Here is a 20,172-nt window from a genome sequence, read left to right as displayed (position 1 = left end):
TTAGTTGGCTAGTTTACAATATTTAACAAGTGACTTGGTAGAAAAAAGGTATTTTTTCGTTATAATGGTCACAAATTTCTATAAAGTGCGGTGTTTTTTTGCTCACTTTATCCCTCTTTAACCCTAAATTAATAGCTAAAATGAAGACAAAAAAACCAACTTTCCAACAAGCAAATAATGAAAAACGTTTTACTGAGCGCGCTGTAGGCGAAAAAAAATATGAAAAATCTGCGCCAAAACGACCGCACTTTGACAATAACTCAAATAAGCGCTCTACATCTAAACCGCCTTTCTCTAAACATACCCAAAACCTAGCACCTCAAACCAGCCTGATTAATACCACAATGGAAAAACCAAGTGGCACGGGGCAAGTTCAAGTTGTGGTAAAACGCTCAACTTTAGCAGCTAAGACAGAGAAGAAAACAGGACCTTTATCGCCACGAGCGCCAGAGAAGATTAAGAAAAATCGTGCCGAGGAAATGAAAGTTTATGGAGAAAATGCTTGTTTAGCCCTATTTGCTCAACGCCCAGAAAGCATTGTTCGAGTTTGGACAACGGTAGAAATGGCGCATAAAGTGGGCGATTTGTTTAGCTATTTAGCTAGTAATAAAAAAGTTTACCATGTAGTTGATCATAATGAATTGGCATTAGTCAGTGGCACCGAACATCATGGTGGCATTTGTATGCTCGTGAAAAAACGCCGTCCATTTACCTTAAATGGCTATTTATATATTCCTCGCAAAGAGAACTGTGTTTTGGTATTAGACGGCGTGCGTAATTCGCATAATGTTGGTGGAATTATCCGCACTTGTGCATTTTATGGGGTAAGTGCGGTAGTGATTGATGATGTTGAGCTACTTCATTCTGCGATGGCAATGCGTGTAGCAGAAGGTGGAATGGAATATATTCATCCACTAGAAATTGACCAAACTGAAAGTGCATTGGCTAAATTACGCCAAGCTGGCTATCAAATTGTGCATTTAAGCCAAAATAAACAGGCGAAGAATGTGGATAAACTTGTGTTAAATGACAAAGTTGCCTTTGTACTAAGTGAAACCAGTACAGAAACATTAGTCGATAAGCATGATGAAGTGGTTAATTTGTCTTTAGCTAATCCATTAAAACATGGCTTAAATGTGTCAGTGGCAACGGGTGTATTACTCGCTAAATGGGCGATGAAATAAGGCTGTTTCAGGATAATAAAATGAACAACAAGCGCAAACGCCCTACTTTACAAGATATTGCCTCTCATTTAGGAATTACAAAAATGACGGTTAGTCGTTATTTGCGTGATCCTAATCTTGTAGCAGCTGAAACAGGGAAGCGTATTGCAGAAGCTATTGAGCATTTTGGCTATATTCCTAATCGTGCGCCAGAAATTTTATCTAATGCCAAAAGTCGAGCCATTGGCGTACTTGTTCCTTCTTTAACTAATCATGTATTTGCTGATGTGATTAAAGGGATTGAAAATATTACCGATCAAGCTGGCTATCAAACCATGTTGGCACATTATGGTTATTGCCAAGATAAAGAGGAAAAGCGTATTGAATCGCTCTTATCTTACAATATCGATGGGCTGATTTTATCGGAAACAGAACATTCGCCGAAAACGCTCAAAATGCTAGAAGTAGCGAATATCCCCGTCATTGAAATCATGGATACTAGCGAATTTGGCTTACAGCAAGTGATTGGTTTTGATAATGTGGCTGCTGCACAATCTATGGTAGAAACTATGATTAAGCGTGGCTACAAAAATATTGTTTATTTCTCTGCCCGTATGGATAAACGTACTCGTTTAAAAATGCAAGGTTACGAGCAAGCCATGAGAAAGCATCAACTTACGCCACATAGTCTTCTTACTGAAGAACCTTCCTCCTTTACTTTAGGCGCAGAACAATTAAAACTTGCGTTAGAGAAATACCCACAAATTGACGGTATTTTTTGTACCAATGATGACTTAGCTATTGGCGCCCTATTTGAATGTCAACGTCAGGGCATTGATGTGCCTAAACAAATTGGTATTGCTGGTTTTCATGGATTAAATGTAGGTTTATCTTTAACCACACAAATTGCAACAGTACGCACACCGCGCTTGGCAATTGGTGAAGTGGCTGCCAAAGAACTACTTAATCGAATCGAAGGTATCGCACCTGAAAATTGCATGATTAATCTTGGATATAATATTCATTTGGGTGAGAGTATTTAAAATACCTCGTCTATTTTTATAAGGTTTTTTGTTGTGAAAAATACAGATTATTATTACTTAAAAATGGAAGAACATTTCCTTTATGTTCCCTACTACAACCGCACTCGCCGCATTCGTGTTTTATTACCAAAGGATTACCACAAAGATACTTGGGACAGCTATCCCGTGCTCTATATGCATGACGGGCAAAATATTTTTTATAGCAAAGAGTCCTATTCTGGCTATTCTTGGAAAATTATTCCAACCATTAAACACCACAAAGAATTCCCGAAAATTATTATTGTTGGCATAGATAATGCTGGTGCAGATCGTTTAGATGAATACGGACCTTGGCGCACTGACGTAGGCTCTACACCAGAAATTAGAAACTCTGGCGGCAAAGGTATGGAATATGGCAAATGGGTGGTTGATGTGGTTAAGCCCTTCATTGATCAACATTACCGCACCAAGCCACAAAGAGAACATACTTTACTTGCCGGCAGCTCTATGGGGGGCATCATTACTGCTTACATGGGCTCGGCTTATCCACAAGTTTTCGGGCATTTAGGGGTTTTCTCTCTTGCATCTTGGTTTAGTGAAAAAGATTTTCTACATTTTATCCATCACAATCCCATTGATAAAAATAGCAAAGTCTTTATTCAGGTAGGAACGAAAGAAGGCGATGAGGTGGATTCATTGTTTATCTCAAATATGAACCAAGCCTATATTGATTGTACTCTACATTATTACCAAGCCTTATTACGCACAGGTCATCCATTAGATCATATTCGCCTACGCCTAATGGCAAATGAAATTCATCATGAAAAACATTGGGCTGATCATTTTGTCGAGTTCTTACATTTTTCTTTATTGTAAAAGAGAGAGAAAAGTGCGGTATAAAAAAAGGCTCAAATGAGCCTTTTTAAACAACTGCAAATCAGATTATTTTTTCAATAAATCACGAATTTCTGTTAATAATTTTTCTTCGTTTGAAGGTTCAACCACTTTTTCTACTTTTGGTTCTTCTTTCTTCAATTTATTTAATGCTTTGATCATTAAGAAAATTGCAAATGCAATAATAATAAAATCAAACACATTTTGGATAAACATACCGTATTTTAAAGTTACTGCTGGTGCTTCTCCAACAGCCTCTTTTAAAACAATATGTAAATCTTTGAAATCCACGCCACCAGGGAAAATACCTAACACAGGCATTACTACATCTGAAACTAACGAACTCACAATCTTACCGAATGCGCCACCGATAATCACACCCACAGCCATGTCAACAACATTGCCACGCATTGCAAACTCGCGGAATTCCTTAATAAAACCTCATAAAATACTCCTAATTTTAAATAGACTGATATAAGGAACGCAGATTATAGAGAGTTTCTTTTTGAAGTACAGAAAATTTACATTTCTTTAAATAAAAAAGGCATTCGGTTGAAATAATTTCTCAATTTCTGGCACATATTTTTTATCACTTAAATAAACAATCACATGATCGCCACTTTCAATCATAATATTTTTTTGCGCAATAATGACCGCACCTTGATGTAAGATAGCCCCGATAACCGCCCCATTTGGTAATTTGAGTTCTCGAATTTTACGCCCAATCACCTGTGATGTGGTTTCATCACCATGTACGATTATTTCCAATACTTCAGCGATGCCATGGCGTAACGAAAGCGCATTGGCGATATCTCCTTTTCTCACATGTCCTAGCAATGCAGAAATAGTTGCTTGTTGTGGTGAAACAGCAATATCGATAGTACCGCCCTGCACTAAATTAATGTATGCCATGCGTTGTATCAACACCATCGCTTTTTTTGCCCCAAGGCGTTTAGCTAATAATGCAGACATAATATTTGCCTCATCATCGCTCGTTAAACACAAGAACACATCCACATTTTCAATATGTTCTTCAAATAAGAGAGATTGATCTGAAGGATCGCCATGGAATACTAGGGTTTTAGATAATTTTTCTGCGAGTAAAGTAGCTCTTTCTGCATTACGTTCAATAAGTTTTACTGTGCAATGATTTTCTAGTTTCTTAGCAACACCAACAGCAATATTTCCACCGCCAATAATCATTACTCGCTTATAAGGTTTTTCTAAGCGTTGTAGCTCTGACATAACCGCTTTAATATGAATGGTGGCACAAATAAAAGTCACTTCATCGCCAGCCTCAATAATTGTCGAACCTTGTGGGCGAATAACTTTATCTTGACGCAAAATAGATAAAATACGGCAATCAATATGCGGCATATGATCTTTTAATGCGGAAAGTGCATAACCAACTAAAGGTCCACCATAATAGGCTTTGACGACTACAATACTAATATTTTCATCAGCTAAATGGGCTACCTGCAATGCGCCGGGATAATCAATTAAGCGAGTGATTTCAGCTGTAACAAGCTGTTCTGGCGAAATAATATGATCAATTGGGATCATGTGCGGTTGAAATAATTTGTCTTTTTCACGCCAATATTCCGCATCACGAATACGCGCAATTTTAGTCGGCGTATTAAATAAGGTATAAGCAATTTGGCAAGAGATCATATTGGTTTCATCTGAACTTGTTACTGCTACTAACAAATCCGCATCAGGTGCACCCGCCTCACGCAAAACTCGTGGCGAAGATGCAGATCCATTTAGCACTCTTAAATCATGCTTATCCTGTAAATGCTCTAAACGTGCCTCATTATTATCCACTAAAGTAATATCGTTATCTTCACTCACTAAACTTTCAGCAAGGGTAGTTCCTACTTGTCCTGCACCTAAGATAATAATTTTCATAAATTTCCTCTCTCAATTTGCAAGGGCCTAATACCTATATCCTCGCTATTTAAACTTTGCTTTAACTGTTTGATTTGCTGACAGATATTTTCTGTAACTTGGTCTGCATAAGCTATTTTTTCTTCCGTAATTTGACTAGATCTTTGGTTAAATAAAATAGCATCAAGTAATCGTTGGGCATGCATGCCTTCTCGGCAATAATGTAATACGCCAATATCATTAAATAATGTGGCGACAACACCTACTTTTGTTGTTGCGATGCCTAAAGCGCCATCTTCGCCCCCTAATTCACGAAATAGCTGATGTTGTGGAAAACCTCCACAAGCTAAGAAGAAACTACGGCGAAAAACCGTATTCCCACCACATGTCATTTCCATGTGTCGCCAAGCATAAGCAAAATTAGGATGCTGAGCATAACGTTCTGCAAGGTTAATTGGTTTCAATGCTAAACGAACCACATTTACTTCTGGGCGAAAATGAAAAACACTACTCGCAACCTCCAAAGCTCCAACTTCATAAGCATCATCGGCATCTAAAAATGCGATAAACTCTGCTTCAGATTGTAATGCGCCCCAATTTCGAGTTTTAGCGACACCACTATTTTGTGGCATTTTCTCAACCCTAATTTTATCAGGGTAAGATCTTGCCCAGAGTTGCATATATTCATAAGTTTGATCTGTAGAGCAATCATCAATCAGCCAAATTTTGCCTAAATTCGCTTGATTAATCACGGATATTAGTGTCCGTTCTAAAGTCGCTATGGCATTAAAACAGGGAATAATCACATCAATGTTGGGAAAATTCATGGGCTTATGCTCGTATTTTTCTCAATTTTGCATAATAAAAGCCATCTCCACCTTGTTCTGTTGGTACAAATTGGTGACCAATTTCATCATTATGAGCAAAAGGTAATGGCTCTAATTTTGCATCTGAATGTTTGGCTAAGAAATGCTGAATTTGTTGGCTATTTTCTTCTGGTAACAAAGAACAAGTGGCATAAACTAAAATGCCTTCTGGTTTTAATTTTGCCCAAAGTGCTTCTAAAATTTGTCCTTGTAATTGCACCAAAGGCGCAATATCTGTTTCTTGGCGAAGCCATTTTATATCAGGGTGGCGGCGAATAACCCCAGTGGCAGAACAAGGCGCATCTAATAAAATTCGGTCAAATTGCACCGCACTTTTGCTCTTAACCTCTAACCCCATAGCCGCAAAATCAATTTTTTCTAACCACTGTTCAGGCTGAGTTGCATCGCCACGCACAACAGTAGCTTGCTGTTGCATACGATCTAAATTTTCACTGACTCGTTGTAAACGAGCTGGCTCAATATCTAAAGCCACAACTTTTGCTTTCGGTGCCTTTTCTAAAATATGGGTTGTTTTTCCACCCGGTGCTGCACAAGCATCTAAAATGAGTTCGTTATCTTCTGGCTCAAGCAATAAAGCTGACCATTGTGCATGTAAATCCTGAACCGTCACCCAGCCTTGCTCAAAATGAGGTAATAAATTGACCGCACTTGCTTGATGCAAACGTAATGCTTGTGGGTGATTTGTGCTTGAGGCTGCGATTTCCTGCGCTGCTAAAAGTTGCTGATAATCTACAACTGAACAATGCTGCAAATTCACACGTAACCACATCGGCGGTTTTTGATTATTTTCCTCAACAATTTCTCGCCAATTTGGATAAGATTTCTTTAATTTATTGACCAACCATTCTGGGTGCAAGGTCTGCCAATGTTTATCTACTACAGCAAGAATTTGCTCTTGTTCACGTAAAAAACGGCGCAACACTGCATTTAGCAAACCACGAAAACTGTCTGATTTTAACCCTTTGGCTGCTGAAACCACTTCATCAACTGCAGCATGTGCAGGGATACGTGTGTATAAAATTTGATATAACCCAACCAATAACAAGCAATGCACAATTCGGGTTTTACCTTTCAATTGTTTATCCAACAAAAACTGAGTAATGCGCTCTAAGCGAGGTAAAACTCGACAAATCCCAAAACAAATTTCTTGTAACAAAGGAAAATCCTGTGGTTTTACCGCACTTTGTTGTTCTGGCAATAAGGCGGAAAGGGATTTGCCTTGATCCAATACTTGTAAAATCATTTCAGCGGCAAGGGCACGCACGGAACGAGAGGTTAAAAGTGCGGTAGATTTTACCGCTCTTTTGTTTTTGCCAATCTTATTCATGGGTTTCGCCTTGTTCATAGCACTTGCCCCACTTTAAACCAATCTGCTCGCCCATTTAATAAATCTTGTGCTGACATTGGCTTTTTGCCTGCTGGTTGTAATTGCTCTAAGTTTAAAACACCCTTTGCCGTTGCCACTTGAATACCTTTCTTATCCGCTGCAAGAATGGTGCCACAAGGTTTATCTTGATGAGGTAAAACGGAGGCTTGATAAACCTTTAAGGTTTGTGGCTTACCTTGACTATCTTGTGTAACAAAATAACTAATTGGCCATGGATTAAAAGCACGAATACAACGCTCTAATTGCTCTGCGGATAAAGTCCAATCTAGTTTTGCTTCTTCCTTAGAAAGTTTTTCCGCATAATTACTCAAACTTTCCTCTTGTACCTCTGCTTTAAACAAGCCTTGCTCTAAACCGTCTAATACTTCAATTAATGCACTTGGTGCAATTTCCGCTAATTTATTGTAGAGGGAAGTGGAGGTTTCCGTTGGTGCAATATCGCAATACACTTTGTGCAACATATCGCCCGTGTCTAAGCCCTCATTCATCTGCATAATCGTCACACCAGTTTGCTTATCGCCAGCCCAAATTGCACGCTGAATAGGGGCTGCGCCACGCCAACGTGGTAGCAGTGAACCATGCACATTTAAACAACCCAAACGAGGCGCTTGCAATACAGCCAAAGGCAAAATCAAACCATAAGCCACGACTACCATGACATCAGCATTTAATGCTCGCAGTTCTTCTTGCGCTTCAGATTTGCGTAAGGATTTCGGTTGATAAACAGGGATTTGATGTTTTTCGGCTAAAATTTTCACCGCACTTGCTTGCAAACTTTGCCCACGCCCAGCGGGTTTATCTGGTTGAGTGTAAACAGCAATAACATTGTGTTGAGATTGAAGTAGAGCTTGTAGATGCTGTGCAGCAAAATCTGGCGTGCCAGCAAAAATAATATTTAATGGTTTCATAAGATAATGTTCTACGTTATGGGATTGAGGAATAAAACAAAAGGCGGACAATCCGTCCACCTATAGTTTAATTTAGCGATTTTTTGCAATCTGTTTTTGTAATTTGACCAGTTTTTCCTTCATGCGCTGACGTTTTAATGGTGACAAGTAATCAGCAAAAACGATGCCATTTAAATGATCGATTTCATGTTGAATACAAATAGCCAACAAGCCATCAGCATCTAAAATAAACTCTTCACCTTGGCGATTTAGCGCTTTCACTTTTACCGTTTCTTTACGAGGCACAAAACCACGCAAACCCGGTAAAGATAAACAACCTTCTTCGATACCGGTTTCGCCACAACCTTCAAGGATTTCAGGATTAATCAACACAATTTGATTTTCTTTCGTTCCTTCAATATCGATAGTAATCACACGTTTATGTACATCCACTTGTGTTGCTGCTAAACCAATACCTTCTTCGTGATACATAGTTTCAAACATATTATCAATAAAAGTCTGTAATTCCTCGTCAAAAACGCTTACCGGCTCTGCCACCGTTTTTAAACGCTCATCGGGATAAATTAATACATTTAATAATGCCATAAGTTCCTTTCATCTTTTTTATATAAGTTAAAAAGTGAGCTTATTCTACCCGTTTTTATGGGCTTTTTTAAGGGAATAATGCATAGGGAAGAAAAAAACACAAACGTACTAATTAAGAAACAAAAAATTAAAAGTCAATCTATGTGATAAAAAAACCAGCATCATATATAAGCAGCATAAATCTCAATTCACAGCAGCGCTAAGGCGGCTGCATTTGCATTTGACTTCCTGTAAAAACAAGAGTAGATTTTATTCAGGCAAGTATCGACTAACGGTAAGTCTACGTCATACAAGATTTGTATGGGGGAGCAATAGGTTCGACTCCTGTGGCTTGCGTAGGGGCTTACGCCCCTTTAATTTTTTATGGAGTCCCTTCAATAACCACATAATCGCCTTTCTTAATCTTGCCTAAAATATCCGAATAGTCTTTGATTTTGTAAGTGTTGATAAGCACATCAACATCTTTCTGTGGTTTCAATTTCTGCTGTTTAATAGGCAAATCCACGATCACTTTGATATTTTCCTCTCGGTTAATGTAAATCAGGTTGTGATGTTTATCTGATTTATCAAATAGCAACAAGTGTGGTTCGGCAATAATCATCGGCAGCTTGGCATATTCTTCTTGCGTAAGTGCAATGCCTTTTTGAATATGTTTAGGGCTATTTGCGTGCGTAAAATTACGCTCGCTCATCACTAACAACAATTCTGAACCACGTTTACCTGATAGATTTTTAACAGCCTCTGCAATTTTTGAGGTAATAATCCCCACCGACATATATTTATTATCGTGTTTATTTTTACTAAGCATTTGGCTAATCCAGTTGGCAATGCCTCAACAACAGGCTTTAATATAGGATCAATCACTTCTTGATATTGCTCTGGCGTTGGTTCTAACTCATCAAGCAAGTCATCAGGATCACGAGTGGCACTTAACACCGCTATTTTCTGATGAGGTTTGTGTTGAGCGGATAAAAGTGCAGTCATTTCTGGTGTCGTTTTACGTTCCAAGACAGGCTCATCATCGGCGGCAATTGGCACTTGTAATTTATCATGTGCCCACTGTGTAGGAATTTTAAAACCAATATCCACTAACTTATTTAATCCATCAGCAAAGCTATTAATGTCTTCACTCTCAGATACATCAAATTCTAAGCGAGGAATGCGGCGTGCATCATTAAAAGACTTACAGTTCAATCATACAGCGGATAGATCAAATCACGGGTTAGCGTTGCTTGTAGGCGTTTTAAATCGGCATCACGCAATTCTGACCGCACTTCGTTGTGTACATTGCCTAAAGCATTAGTTGAGGTTGCACCATCTGCTTGTGAGGTTAATGTCCCCCCTAAAATCGCCTTAGACATGGATTTTTCAGCCCATTCAATCATTGCCATAAATGATGAACTGTCACCATCAGCTGCATTCTGAAATTCAATCTCCATTCCTCGTGGAATAATCCCTCCTGCATTATGACCAATGCTCATTACTGCACGTAATAAGGTGTTTTTTTCTGTTGGCGTTGCCCCTTCAGGATATTTACCCAATCGCATAGGTAAGCCATAAATCTCCAAAAACTCAGCAAAATCTCGTGCTGAATAGTTTTTATAAAGAAACGGCCACACGAGAGTGCGAACTAGACCAATGCGAGAAAGATAACCAGTTTTTGCTTTCGCAATATGTGTAATCCAGCCAAATTTCTGTAACTCAATACCTGTAACTGAACCATCACGCAAACGTAAGCTGTTGCGTTGTTCAGTCGGTGTCATAAACCAAGCTGGATCACGCCGCTGTTTCAATTCACAGCCGTGCGAAGGCGGCTGCGTCATCCTTGGCCGACGTAACTAAAATATGATCGGTTTCAATTCACAGCCGCGCGAAGGCGGCTGCACAGGAAAGCGAGGGAGAACCCGAGCTTATCGAACCATCAAAGGAAATATCATAAGTAATTAACATCAGCATAATCTCGTTCCTTACAATAAAGAGCGGTCGGATTTTAGCAATTTTTTGCAAATTTTAACGCATTAAGAATGGTGGATATTCAGCTAAATCTCCCCGCAAATGGCGAGCGAGCAACATGGCTTGAATATAAGGTAACAAGCCGATTTCAACCTCTTCATCAAGAAAAGGATGCTTAATTTTTTCTTGTTTTTTCGCTTGTAAGGTTTGGAATAACAATTTGCGAGCATCAGGCTTGAGAGTCACTGCACCGCTTGCTTCTGTGACAAAATCATCAGGTTTAATTTGCCCGCGATTGATTAGTGACAACACCATTCTATCCACCCACCAAGCTCGAAACTCTTCCAAAATATCTTGTGCTAAGCTATCTCGCCCTGGACGATCGGCATGCAAAAAGCCAATTTGCGGATCTAGACCGACACCTTGCAACGCCCCACTAATATCTTTTCCGACAATGCTATAAAGGAAAGATAGCAAGGCATTCACCCCATCATGCGGTGGACGACGATTGCGTCCATCAAAATGAAAACCGCTATTTTGTTTAATCAAATGGGAAAATACCGCAAAATAACGTGAGGCAGCATCGCCTTCAATTCCTCTAATAAGCTCTAAATTATCTGCCGTTTTCAACTGTTGCAAACTGTAATTTAACGCATTAATTGCTTTTTCCAGCTCCGTATTTTCGCCATGATTACGAATTTGGCGTTGCAATACACGTTTAGAGGCTTGAATTTTGGCTGCGATAATATTGCGAGCTACAGGAATGGGATTTAACTCAGACATTTTATATTGGGCACGACGTAGCAAGACATTCCCACTTTGTCGCCCTTGCAAGCGCCCTAAATAACGTCCATTTTCAGTAAAAAATGTCAAATTGACGTTATTTTCGCCACAAAATCCCATCAAAAATGGCGACACTAGCACATTGCCAAAACAGAAAATATGCCCAATCGAATGAATGGGCAGCTGAGCGACCTTTTTACGATCCTGTTCCACCACCAAGGTTTCACGTTCTTTGTGTAAGTAAGTACCTTGGGTGGTAATGTAGAGAGTGTTTTGGAGTTTGCGCATGGTTAAAATTCCTAAAAATTTGATCGCACTTTTGGGTGAAATAATTAGTTATTCAGACTACCCTGAAAACTATTAGCAAACACTAATCAAAAAACTTTCTTAATTCACTCTCAGCCCAATTAGGATATTCTTTTTCATAACGCTGTATTTCTTTTATTTTAGCAACAAGTTTTTTAACCTCTTCTCGTTGATATTTATAGATCAAATCAGAAATATTCATATTTATGACAAAATCAAAAAAATAATCTTTTAGGCTATTATTCACATAAGAAAAGCCATAATTTACAATTTTTTCTTCTGACTTAAAAGAATCATAAATTTTTGAATATCTAGTATTGGTATTCCATCTTTTTATAACCCTAATCAAAGGCTTGATTTTATAGTCAAATTTTTTGTTTATTTTTATAAGCTCATCATGAAAATCAAATGGAGATGTTAATAACCACTCTTGATAATCACTGGCCTTGGATGGTATTTTATAATTACCATTTTCATACCATGAAGCATCAAGACACGGAACTAATTCAAACTTGATATGATTTAACTCTAAAACAATAGTAGGATTTGATTGATAAATTTCTGAACGTGAATACCAATACTCAGCAAATTCTCTTAGTTTATTTAGATATGTCTGAGGCTTATATAATCTATTCGTAAATTTAACCAATACATCAACATCAGAATTTGGATCATACTCTCTTGGTAATATAGTTTCTCTGTGAGATGAACCAAATGTTCTTACAAAGCCAATATCCTCCCCAAAATAGTTATTTAAACGATACACTAATACATCAAAAGATTTTCTAATAGAGTCTTTCTCATTATCTCTAATCATCAGATTGTCAGCTAAATTATTTAAATATGAACTTACTGTCATTTTGAATCCTTATTTCTTATCAATACTATAATCTGCGAACCCTTCCTCAATCTCAGCTTTTGCTTTCTTATATGCAAAATCAGGAATAGCCAAGCTAATTGAATTTAATTCATCTTTCTGCTCTAAAAGCTCACTTACTAGCCTCTCGTACTCATCATCAGTAATGCACTGGCTTTTTATATCTCTTAAGTACCTAGCTTTATTCTTGATTTTTAAGAAAGAATTACCTGACATTTTATGATTTTCTGCTTTTTTAGAGCATTCCAAAAATGTTGTTAGCCCCGTTATTGATACTTTCTCAAAAGCTATAAAGAATTACTTTTTTCTAACCGAAAAGCAGTAACCCCTTAATACGATTTATCACTAACTCATACTCAAACGTTAAGATCTGAAAAAGTGCAATGATTTTTTTCTCTAATTCAGTAAAATAGCCCATACTTTTGCTGAGATAACATCTAACCTCATTAATAATATTCAAAATCAAATGATCCTTTTTACAAATTTAACCTTAAAACGTGGGCAAACTTTGCTCTTAGAAAACGCCAGCGCAAGCATTAATCCCGGTCAAAAAGTCGGCTTAGTGGGGAAAAACGGCTGTGGTAAATCTTCTTTATTTGCCTTGCTCAAAAAAGAAATGAGTGCGGAGGGGGGAGAAGTTAGCTTTCCAAATAATTGGGCAATGGCTTGGGTAAATCAAGAAACTCCCGCTTTAGAAATCAGCGCTTTGGATTATGTTATCGAGGGCGATCGTGAATATTGTCAATTACAGCAAGCCTTAAAAGAGGCTAACGAAAATAATAATGGCAATGATATTGCACGTATTCATGCTCAATTAGATACTATTGACGCTTGGACAATTCAAGCAAGAGCGGCTTCTCTTTTACATGGTTTAGGTTTTAACCAAGAAGATTTAAGCAAAGCAGTAAAATCTTTCTCTGGTGGTTGGCGTATGCGCCTTAATCTTGCCCAAGCGTTACTTTGCCGTTCCGATTTGCTGTTATTAGATGAGCCAACCAACCATTTGGATTTAGATGCGGTAATTTGGTTAGAACTCTGGTTAGTGCAATATCAAGGCACCTTGATTTTAATTTCTCATGACCGTGATTTTCTTGATCCTATTGTGAATAAGATTATCCACATTGAACAACAGAAATTGCATGAATATAGCGGTGACTATTCTTCTTTTGAGGTGCAACGTGCCACAAAATTAGCACAACAAACCGCACTTTATCGCCAACAGCAACAAAAAATCAGTCATCTACAAAAATATATTGATCGTTTTAAAGCTAAAGCCAGCAAAGCAAAACAAGCGCAAAGTCGAGTGAAGGCATTAGAGCGCATGGAACTTATTGCACCAGCTTATGTGGACAATCCTTTTACTTTTGAATTTCGTGAGCCTTTAGCCTTGCCTAATCCTTTAGTATCTATTGAAAAAGCGAGCGCTGGCTATGGCGAGGGTGAAAGTGCGGTGGAAATTTTGCAAAAAATTAAGCTCAATTTAGTACCGGGCTCTCGTATCGGCTTGCTTGGGAAAAATGGTGCGGGAAAATCTACCTTAATTAAATTATTAGCGGGAGAATTGACCGCACTTTCAGGCAATATTCAATTAGCCAAAGGCGTGCAATTAGGCTATTTTGCTCAACATCAATTAGATACGTTGCGAGCAGAAGAAAGCGCCTTATGGCATATGCAAAAAATTGCCCCACAGCAGACGGAACAACAATTGCGTGATTATTTGGGGAGCTTTGCTTTCCATGGCGATAAAGTCAATCAAGCTGTATCTTCTTTTTCTGGAGGTGAGAAAGCACGTTTAGTGCTCGCCATTATTGTTTGGCAACGCCCAAATTTATTGTTGTTAGATGAACCGACTAACCATTTAGATTTAGATATGCGCCAAGCCTTAACCGAGGCATTAGTGGATTATCAAGGTTCGTTGGTAGTGGTTTCTCATGATCGCCATTTATTGCGCAATACCGTGGAAGAATTTTATTTGGTACATGATAAACAAGTGGAAGAGTTTAAAGGCGATTTGGAAGATTATCAAAAGTGGTTAAATGAAATTAATAGCACAGCAAAGAATAGTGAAAAAAGCACCAATAACAACGAAAACAGCAGTAATCATCGTAAAGAGCAAAAACGTAGAGAAGCGGAGCTACGCCAGCAAAGTGCACCATTGCGCAAAAAAATTGCTAACTTTGAAAGCAAAATGGAAAACTATCAGCAACAGTTACAAGATATTGAAATGCAACTTTCTGACACCGCACTTTATCAAGCAGAAAATAAGGCAAAACTGACCGCACTTTTAAATGAACAAGTGCAGCTTAAAAAAGACTTAGAAGAAGTGGAAATGTCATGGTTCACATTGCAAGAGGAACTAGAAAATTTAATCAATAATATGGAATAATTTTCTGTTTTTATGCATTGGATCGCAAAATTTCTAAAAAGATCAAATTTTAAATTGCACTGTATGTGAATACAGTATAATATTGTATATAAATTCTGATAAATAATTTATTTGAGGTATAAAATGGCAACCCCAGAAGAAAAAGCAAAAGCACTTGAAGCCGCACTTGGACAAATTGAAAAGCAATTTGGTAAAGGTGCAATTATGAAATTAGGGGAAACCCAAAAATTAGATATTGAATCCATTTCCACAGGTTCCCTTAGTCTAGATGTGGCGTTGGGAATTGGCGGTTTACCTATGGGACGTATCGTTGAAATTTTCGGACCTGAATCTTCTGGTAAAACAACATTAACTTTATCTGTTATTGCTCAAGCACAAAAAGCAGGCAAAGTCTGTGCTTTTATTGATGCAGAACATGCCTTAGATCCAATTTATGCCGCCAAGTTAGGCGTGGATGTTAAAGAATTATTAATTTCTCAACCAGATAATGGAGAACAAGCCTTAGAAATTTGTGATGCTTTAGTTCGTTCTGGCGCTGTTGATGTGGTTATCGTTGACTCTGTTGCTGCTTTAACGCCAAAAGCAGAAATTGAAGGGGAAATGGGAGATCCCCATGTGGGCTTACAAGCAAGATTAATGTCACAAGCCTTGCGTAAATTAACAGGTCAAATTAAAAACTCAAATTGTTTAGTAGTATTTATCAATCAAATTCGGATGAAAATAGGTGTATTATTTGGTAACCCAGAAACAACCACGGGAGGTAATGCACTAAAATTCTACGCATCTGTTCGTCTTGATATTCGTCGTGTTGGTAGCGTGAAAAGTGGCGACGAAGTGATTGGTAATGAAACTCGAGTGAAAGTGGTTAAAAACAAAGTTGCACCGCCATTCCGCCAAGTTGACTTCCAAATTTTATATGGCGAAGGCATTTCCAGAAATGGCGAGCTTATTGAACTTGGTGTGAAACACAAATTAGTAAATAAATCTGGTTCTTGGTTCTCTTATGAAGGAGAAAAAATCGGGCAAGGTAAAGCAAATGCAATGAAATGGCTAACTGAACATCCTGAACAAGCTGCTATTTTAGAACAAAAATTGCGTGCAGAATTATTAGCTAACCCAGAAAAAGCCTTATTAGCAGACATTGAGTCAGAAGCAGATCAAGATATTTCCGAAACTGAAAGCGACTTTTAATTAGTACCGAGAGTTTAACTCTCATCATCGAAAGTGCGGTAAAAACTACCGCACTTTTCTTTATCTCAATTTTCTTTATCGACATTTCTAGCTATTAAGGAAAAATATATGTCCTCACTTGCATTAGGCTATGTAATGAGTTTACTCGCACGGCGTGAATATAGCGAATTTGAACTTCGTTGCAAAATGCAGGAAAAAAATTTTACAGAGCAAGAAATTGAACAAACGCTTGCCCATTGCCAACAAAAAAATTGGCAAAATGATAAACGTTTTGCTGAAAACTATTTCTATCATCGTGCACAGCGTGGCTATGGTCTGATTCGCATTAAACAAGAGTTACAGCAATTAAAAGGCATTCAAGCAGAACTTATTTATGAAGTTGAACAGGAAAGCGAAATTGATTGGAGCGAAATCGCATTACAGGTTTTACGCAAAAAATTTCCACAATATCGGGAAAAACAAGACTTAAAAACAAAACAAAAAATCTGGCGCTACATGCTTTCACATGGTTTTAGTCATGATGAATTTACAAATTATATTGGTTGCGGAGATGATGATTATTTTCTTGACTAAAAAATCTTGCTTTCTTGCCCCTTTTACTTTGTTCTAACAGTACTCAGTGATACACTATCGCCAATTTTTTCATTCAAAATTATGAAATATAGGAATAAAAATGCGTACAAGTAAATATTTATTATCAACACTCAAAGAAACCCCAAATGATGCTCAAGTAGTCAGTCATCAATTGATGTTGCGAGCAGGCATTGTGCGCCCTTTGGCATCAGGCCTATATAACTGGTTGCCTACAGGTTTACGAGTGTTAAAGAAAGTTGAAAATATTGTTCGTGAAGAAATGAATAAGAGCGGTGCAATTGAGGTTGAAATGCCCGTTGTTCAACCAGCTGAACTCTGGCAAGAATCTCAACGTTGGGAGCAATACGGACCTGAGTTACTACGTTTCGTAGATCGTGGAAATCGTGATTTTGTATTAGGACCAACCCATGAAGAAGTTATCACTGACTTAGTACGCCGTGAGGTCAGTTCTTATAAACAGTTACCATTAAATTTATATCAAATCCAAACGAAATTCCGTGATGAAGTGCGCCCTCGTTTTGGCGTAATGCGTGGACGTGAGTTTTTAATGAAAGATGCTTATTCTTTCCACACTAGCAAAGAATGTTTACAAGATACTTATGATGTCATGTATCAAACTTACAGTAATATTTTTACTCGTTTAGGATTAGATTTCCGTGCAGTTCAAGCGGATACAGGATCTATCGGCGGTAGTGCATCTCATGAGTTTCAAGTGTTAGCACAAAGTGGCGAAGACGATATTGTATTTTCAACTCAGTCTGACTACGCTGCGAATATTGAATTAGCCGAAGCAATTGCTACTGGCGAGCGCCAAGCAGCAACCGCGACAATGGAATTAGTTGATACACCAAATGCGAAAACAATCAATGAGTTAGTCGAGCAATTTAATTTGCCAGTGGAAAAAACAGTTAAAACATTGATTGTCAAAGGTGCAACTGAGGAACAACCTCTTATTGCCTTGATTATTCGTGGTGACCATGAGCTAAATGAAGTAAAAGCACAGAAATTAGCTGAAGTTGCAGAACCGCTAGAATTTGCTAATGAAGATGAAATTAAAGCAAAAATTGGCGCAGGAGTAGGATCTTTAGGACCAGTAAATTTACCAATTCCTGCCATTATTGATCGCTCAGTGGCATTGATGAATGATTTTAGTACGGGAGCGAATATTGATGGTAAACATTACTTTAATGTTAACTGGGAGCGTGATGTTGCACTGCCTAAAGTGGCTGATTTGCGTAATGTAGTGGAAGGCGATCCAAGTCCAGATGGTCAAGGTACGTTACAAATTAAACGAGGCATCGAAGTTGGGCATATTTTCCAATTAGGTACAAAATATTCAGAAGCAATGAAAGCAACAGTACAAGGTGAAGATGGTCGTCCACAAACGATGATTATGGGTTGCTATGGTATCGGTGTGAGCCGTGTTGTTGCTGCGGCTATCGAACAACATCATGATGAACGTGGTATTATTTGGCCTTCAGATGCAATTGCACCTTTTACTGTCGCTATCGTACCAATGAATATGCATAAATCTGAAACAGTGCAACAATTCTCTGAAGATTTATACCGCACTTTATTGGCAAAAGGTGTGGATGTTATCTTTGATGATCGCAAAGAACGCCCAGGAGTGATGTTTGCTGATATGGAATTAATTGGAGTGCCTCACATGCTTGTGATTGGCGAGAAAAACTTGGAAAAAGGCGAAATTGAATATAAAAATCGTCGCACAGGTGAAAAACAAATGATTGCTAAAGAACAATTATTAGAGTTTCTTGCACAACAAGTAAAAGCATAATCTATTCAGAACATTTAAAAAGCTAGATGAAATTAACCATTTAGCTTTTTTATTGTTTAATGTGCCAAATCAATAGTTACTACACCTTCTTCATCTTTTAACAATAAATATACGCTTTGTACTTTTGATTTATCCGTGATTAACCCTCGAATAGTTAAACGCACTTCGCCATTTTGTAAATCCTTAACGGATAAACTATCAATTCGGTAATTATTATTTACTAAAATGTCCGTAATTCTACTAATCACTGTTGGCGAGCTAAGTTGAATATAAATTTTCGTTTTACGGGTTCTACGTGTGCTACGGCGAATAATTTGCTGTAAAGCAGGACCAACTCGAACAGCGATTAGAATCATAATTGTGGCAATTGATGCATCAAAAAAGAAACCTGCCCCCGTTGCAATACCAATTCCTGCCGCAGCCCAGATAATAGCTGCGGTGGTTAAACCAGAAATCGCATCATTATTTTTGCGTAAAATTACCCCAGCGCCAAGAAAATCGATACCACTGATGACCTGTGCAGCTAAACGCATGGGATCCGTTCTGATATTTTCCGATACTTGTGCATAATGTTCTGCTGCTTTAATCGACACAATAGTAAGAATACAAGTAGTTACTGCAATAATTACGCAAGTTTTTACTCCAACAGGCTTATGTTTTAACTCTCGCTCCAAACCAATTGCACCACCTAATAACATGGCAAAAGACATTTTAATCAAAATAGTAAAGTTCGGCGATTGGAGAAATTGTTCAAATAAAGCAGAAAATGAGTTGTACATAAATAGGATTTTATTGAGAAAAATGGACGACTATTCTATCAAAGAAGATTAGGGATTTAATATAAAAAAGTGCGGTAAATTTTTAGTTAGGTTAATCAGCACTGACTGTGCAGTGCTGATATATTATTAACTATTTTGTTGTAGCATAATGAACAAGATCTTCAATGGTTACCACTGGATAATTAAATTTTTTACCAAACTCTACAATTTCTGGTGTTCTTGCCATCGTGCCATCATCATTTGTTATTTCGCAGATAACTCCTGCAGGCTTATATCCAGACCAAGAAGCTAAATCAACTGCAGCTTCTGTATGCCCTCTACGCTCTAACACTCCACCTTTCTTTGCTCTTAGTGGGAATACATGACCAGGACGGCTAAGATCTTGTGGCTTAGCATTATCAGCTATTGCCGCTCTAATAGTGGTTACACGATCTTGTGCTGACACACCTGTAGATACACCTTGTGCGGCTTCAATCGTCACCGTAAACGCTGTTTGATTGACACTAGTATTATCTTTCACCATTGGTGCTAAATCGAGCTGTTGACAGCGTTCATCGGTAATGCACAAACAAACAATACCACTACCATAGCGGATTAATTTTGCCATTTGTTCAGGCGTGATTGTTTCTGCTGGGAAAATAAGATCGCCTTCATTTTCACGATCTTCATCATCAAGAACGAGCACTCCATTACCTTTCTTGAAGGCTGCAATGGCACGTTCAACACGTTCTTCTGATGTACCAAATTGGGATAATAATGACTGATTCATAGTAAA

The 20,172-nt window shown here is 38.1% G+C and carries 19 protein-coding genes and 1 pseudogene; 7 read left to right on the top strand and 13 right to left on the bottom strand.

Annotated elements, in window-relative coordinates:
* Positions 1-140: 140 nt before the first annotated feature.
* From B0186_RS00375 to B0186_RS00365, 3 genes are all read left to right on the top strand, one after another.
* Positions 141-1,184, top strand: coding sequence for a TrmH family RNA methyltransferase (locus B0186_RS00375; RefSeq protein WP_078217408.1), 1,044 nt, complete (start codon positions 141-143; stop codon positions 1,182-1,184).
* Between the two features lie 20 nt (positions 1,185-1,204).
* Positions 1,205-2,206, top strand: a complete 1,002-nt coding sequence (locus tag B0186_RS00370; RefSeq protein ID WP_078217407.1) for a substrate-binding domain-containing protein — start codon at positions 1,205-1,207, stop codon at positions 2,204-2,206.
* A 63-nt stretch (positions 2,207-2,269) separates the two neighbouring features.
* The gene (locus B0186_RS00365; RefSeq protein ID WP_078217414.1) at positions 2,270-3,061 is read left to right on the top strand and encodes an alpha/beta hydrolase; all 792 of its coding nucleotides are present in this window, start codon (positions 2,270-2,272) and stop codon (positions 3,059-3,061) included.
* Positions 3,062-3,127: 66 nt separating this feature from the next.
* Here B0186_RS00365 and mscL read toward each other — a convergent pair whose 3' ends face one another.
* From mscL to B0186_RS00310, 11 genes and pseudogenes are all read right to left on the bottom strand, one after another.
* Positions 3,128-3,514, bottom strand: a complete 387-nt coding sequence (gene mscL, locus B0186_RS00360; protein ID WP_268875263.1) for a large-conductance mechanosensitive channel protein MscL — start codon at positions 3,512-3,514, stop codon at positions 3,128-3,130.
* 96 nt (positions 3,515-3,610) lie between these two features.
* Positions 3,611-4,987 (bottom strand): Trk system potassium transporter TrkA, encoded by a 1,377-nt coding sequence (trkA, locus tag B0186_RS00355; RefSeq protein ID WP_078217405.1) that lies wholly within the window; start codon positions 4,985-4,987, stop codon positions 3,611-3,613.
* Positions 4,984-5,793 (bottom strand): glycosyltransferase family A protein, encoded by an 810-nt coding sequence (locus B0186_RS00350; RefSeq protein WP_078217404.1) that lies wholly within the window; start codon positions 5,791-5,793, stop codon positions 4,984-4,986. The genes trkA and B0186_RS00350 overlap by 4 nt, the downstream gene beginning before the upstream one ends.
* A gap of 4 nt (positions 5,794-5,797) precedes the next feature.
* Entirely contained in the window at positions 5,798-7,180 is a 1,383-nt protein-coding gene (rsmB, locus tag B0186_RS00345; protein ID WP_078217403.1) for a 16S rRNA (cytosine(967)-C(5))-methyltransferase RsmB, read from the bottom strand.
* A gap of 14 nt (positions 7,181-7,194) precedes the next feature.
* Positions 7,195-8,148 (bottom strand): methionyl-tRNA formyltransferase, encoded by a 954-nt coding sequence (fmt, locus tag B0186_RS00340; protein ID WP_078217402.1) that lies wholly within the window; start codon positions 8,146-8,148, stop codon positions 7,195-7,197.
* A 72-nt stretch (positions 8,149-8,220) separates the two neighbouring features.
* On the bottom strand, positions 8,221-8,733 hold the full coding sequence (gene def, locus B0186_RS00335) for a peptide deformylase (protein WP_078217401.1): 513 nt from the start codon (positions 8,731-8,733) through the stop codon (positions 8,221-8,223).
* A 361-nt stretch (positions 8,734-9,094) separates the two neighbouring features.
* On the bottom strand, positions 9,095-9,424 hold the full coding sequence (locus B0186_RS00330; RefSeq protein ID WP_078217400.1) for a hypothetical protein: 330 nt from the start codon (positions 9,422-9,424) through the stop codon (positions 9,095-9,097).
* A 125-nt stretch (positions 9,425-9,549) separates the two neighbouring features.
* A pseudogene (locus B0186_RS00325) lies at positions 9,550-10,514 on the bottom strand (phage portal protein family protein); the annotation flags it as partial.
* Positions 10,515-10,743: 229 nt separating this feature from the next.
* The gene (gene cas1c, locus B0186_RS00320; RefSeq protein WP_078217399.1) at positions 10,744-11,757 is read right to left on the bottom strand and encodes a type I-C CRISPR-associated endonuclease Cas1c; all 1,014 of its coding nucleotides are present in this window, start codon (positions 11,755-11,757) and stop codon (positions 10,744-10,746) included.
* Between the two features lie 82 nt (positions 11,758-11,839).
* On the bottom strand, positions 11,840-12,634 hold the full coding sequence (locus B0186_RS00315; RefSeq protein ID WP_078217398.1) for an SMODS domain-containing nucleotidyltransferase: 795 nt from the start codon (positions 12,632-12,634) through the stop codon (positions 11,840-11,842).
* 9 nt (positions 12,635-12,643) lie between these two features.
* On the bottom strand, positions 12,644-12,943 hold the full coding sequence (locus B0186_RS00310) for an SLATT domain-containing protein (protein ID WP_115073427.1): 300 nt from the start codon (positions 12,941-12,943) through the stop codon (positions 12,644-12,646).
* A gap of 175 nt (positions 12,944-13,118) precedes the next feature.
* On the opposite strand from B0186_RS00310, the gene B0186_RS00305 reads away from it, so the two are divergent.
* The 4 genes from B0186_RS00305 (at position 13,119) to proS (ending at position 18,618) form a co-directional block, all read left to right on the top strand.
* On the top strand, positions 13,119-15,038 hold the full coding sequence (locus B0186_RS00305) for an ABC transporter ATP-binding protein (protein ID WP_078217396.1): 1,920 nt from the start codon (positions 13,119-13,121) through the stop codon (positions 15,036-15,038).
* Between the two features lie 123 nt (positions 15,039-15,161).
* Positions 15,162-16,229 (top strand): recombinase RecA, encoded by a 1,068-nt coding sequence (gene recA / locus B0186_RS00300; protein ID WP_078217395.1) that lies wholly within the window; start codon positions 15,162-15,164, stop codon positions 16,227-16,229.
* Positions 16,230-16,337: 108 nt separating this feature from the next.
* The gene (gene recX, locus B0186_RS00295; RefSeq protein ID WP_078217394.1) at positions 16,338-16,802 is read left to right on the top strand and encodes a recombination regulator RecX; all 465 of its coding nucleotides are present in this window, start codon (positions 16,338-16,340) and stop codon (positions 16,800-16,802) included.
* A 100-nt stretch (positions 16,803-16,902) separates the two neighbouring features.
* Positions 16,903-18,618 carry a proline--tRNA ligase gene (proS, locus tag B0186_RS00290; protein ID WP_078217393.1) on the top strand — a complete coding sequence of 572 codons (1,716 nt, stop codon included), beginning with the start codon at positions 16,903-16,905 and terminating at the stop codon, positions 18,616-18,618.
* A gap of 56 nt (positions 18,619-18,674) precedes the next feature.
* Here the strand turns inward: proS and B0186_RS00285 are convergent, their stop codons facing one another.
* A complete protein-coding gene (locus B0186_RS00285) occupies positions 18,675-19,397 on the bottom strand; it encodes an MgtC/SapB family protein (protein WP_078217392.1) in 723 nt (240 codons plus the stop codon).
* A 130-nt stretch (positions 19,398-19,527) separates the two neighbouring features.
* The gene (ribB, locus tag B0186_RS00280) at positions 19,528-20,166 is read right to left on the bottom strand and encodes a 3,4-dihydroxy-2-butanone-4-phosphate synthase (protein WP_078217391.1); all 639 of its coding nucleotides are present in this window, start codon (positions 20,164-20,166) and stop codon (positions 19,528-19,530) included.
* Positions 20,167-20,172 lie beyond the last annotated feature (6 nt).

Origin of the sequence: Canicola haemoglobinophilus (genome assembly GCF_002015075.1) — a bacterium.
GTDB classification, from domain to species: Bacteria; Pseudomonadota; Gammaproteobacteria; order Enterobacterales; family Pasteurellaceae; genus Canicola; species Canicola haemoglobinophilus.
Note: the sequence above shows the minus strand (reverse complement) of the source record. Positions and strands in the feature narration are given on the sequence as shown.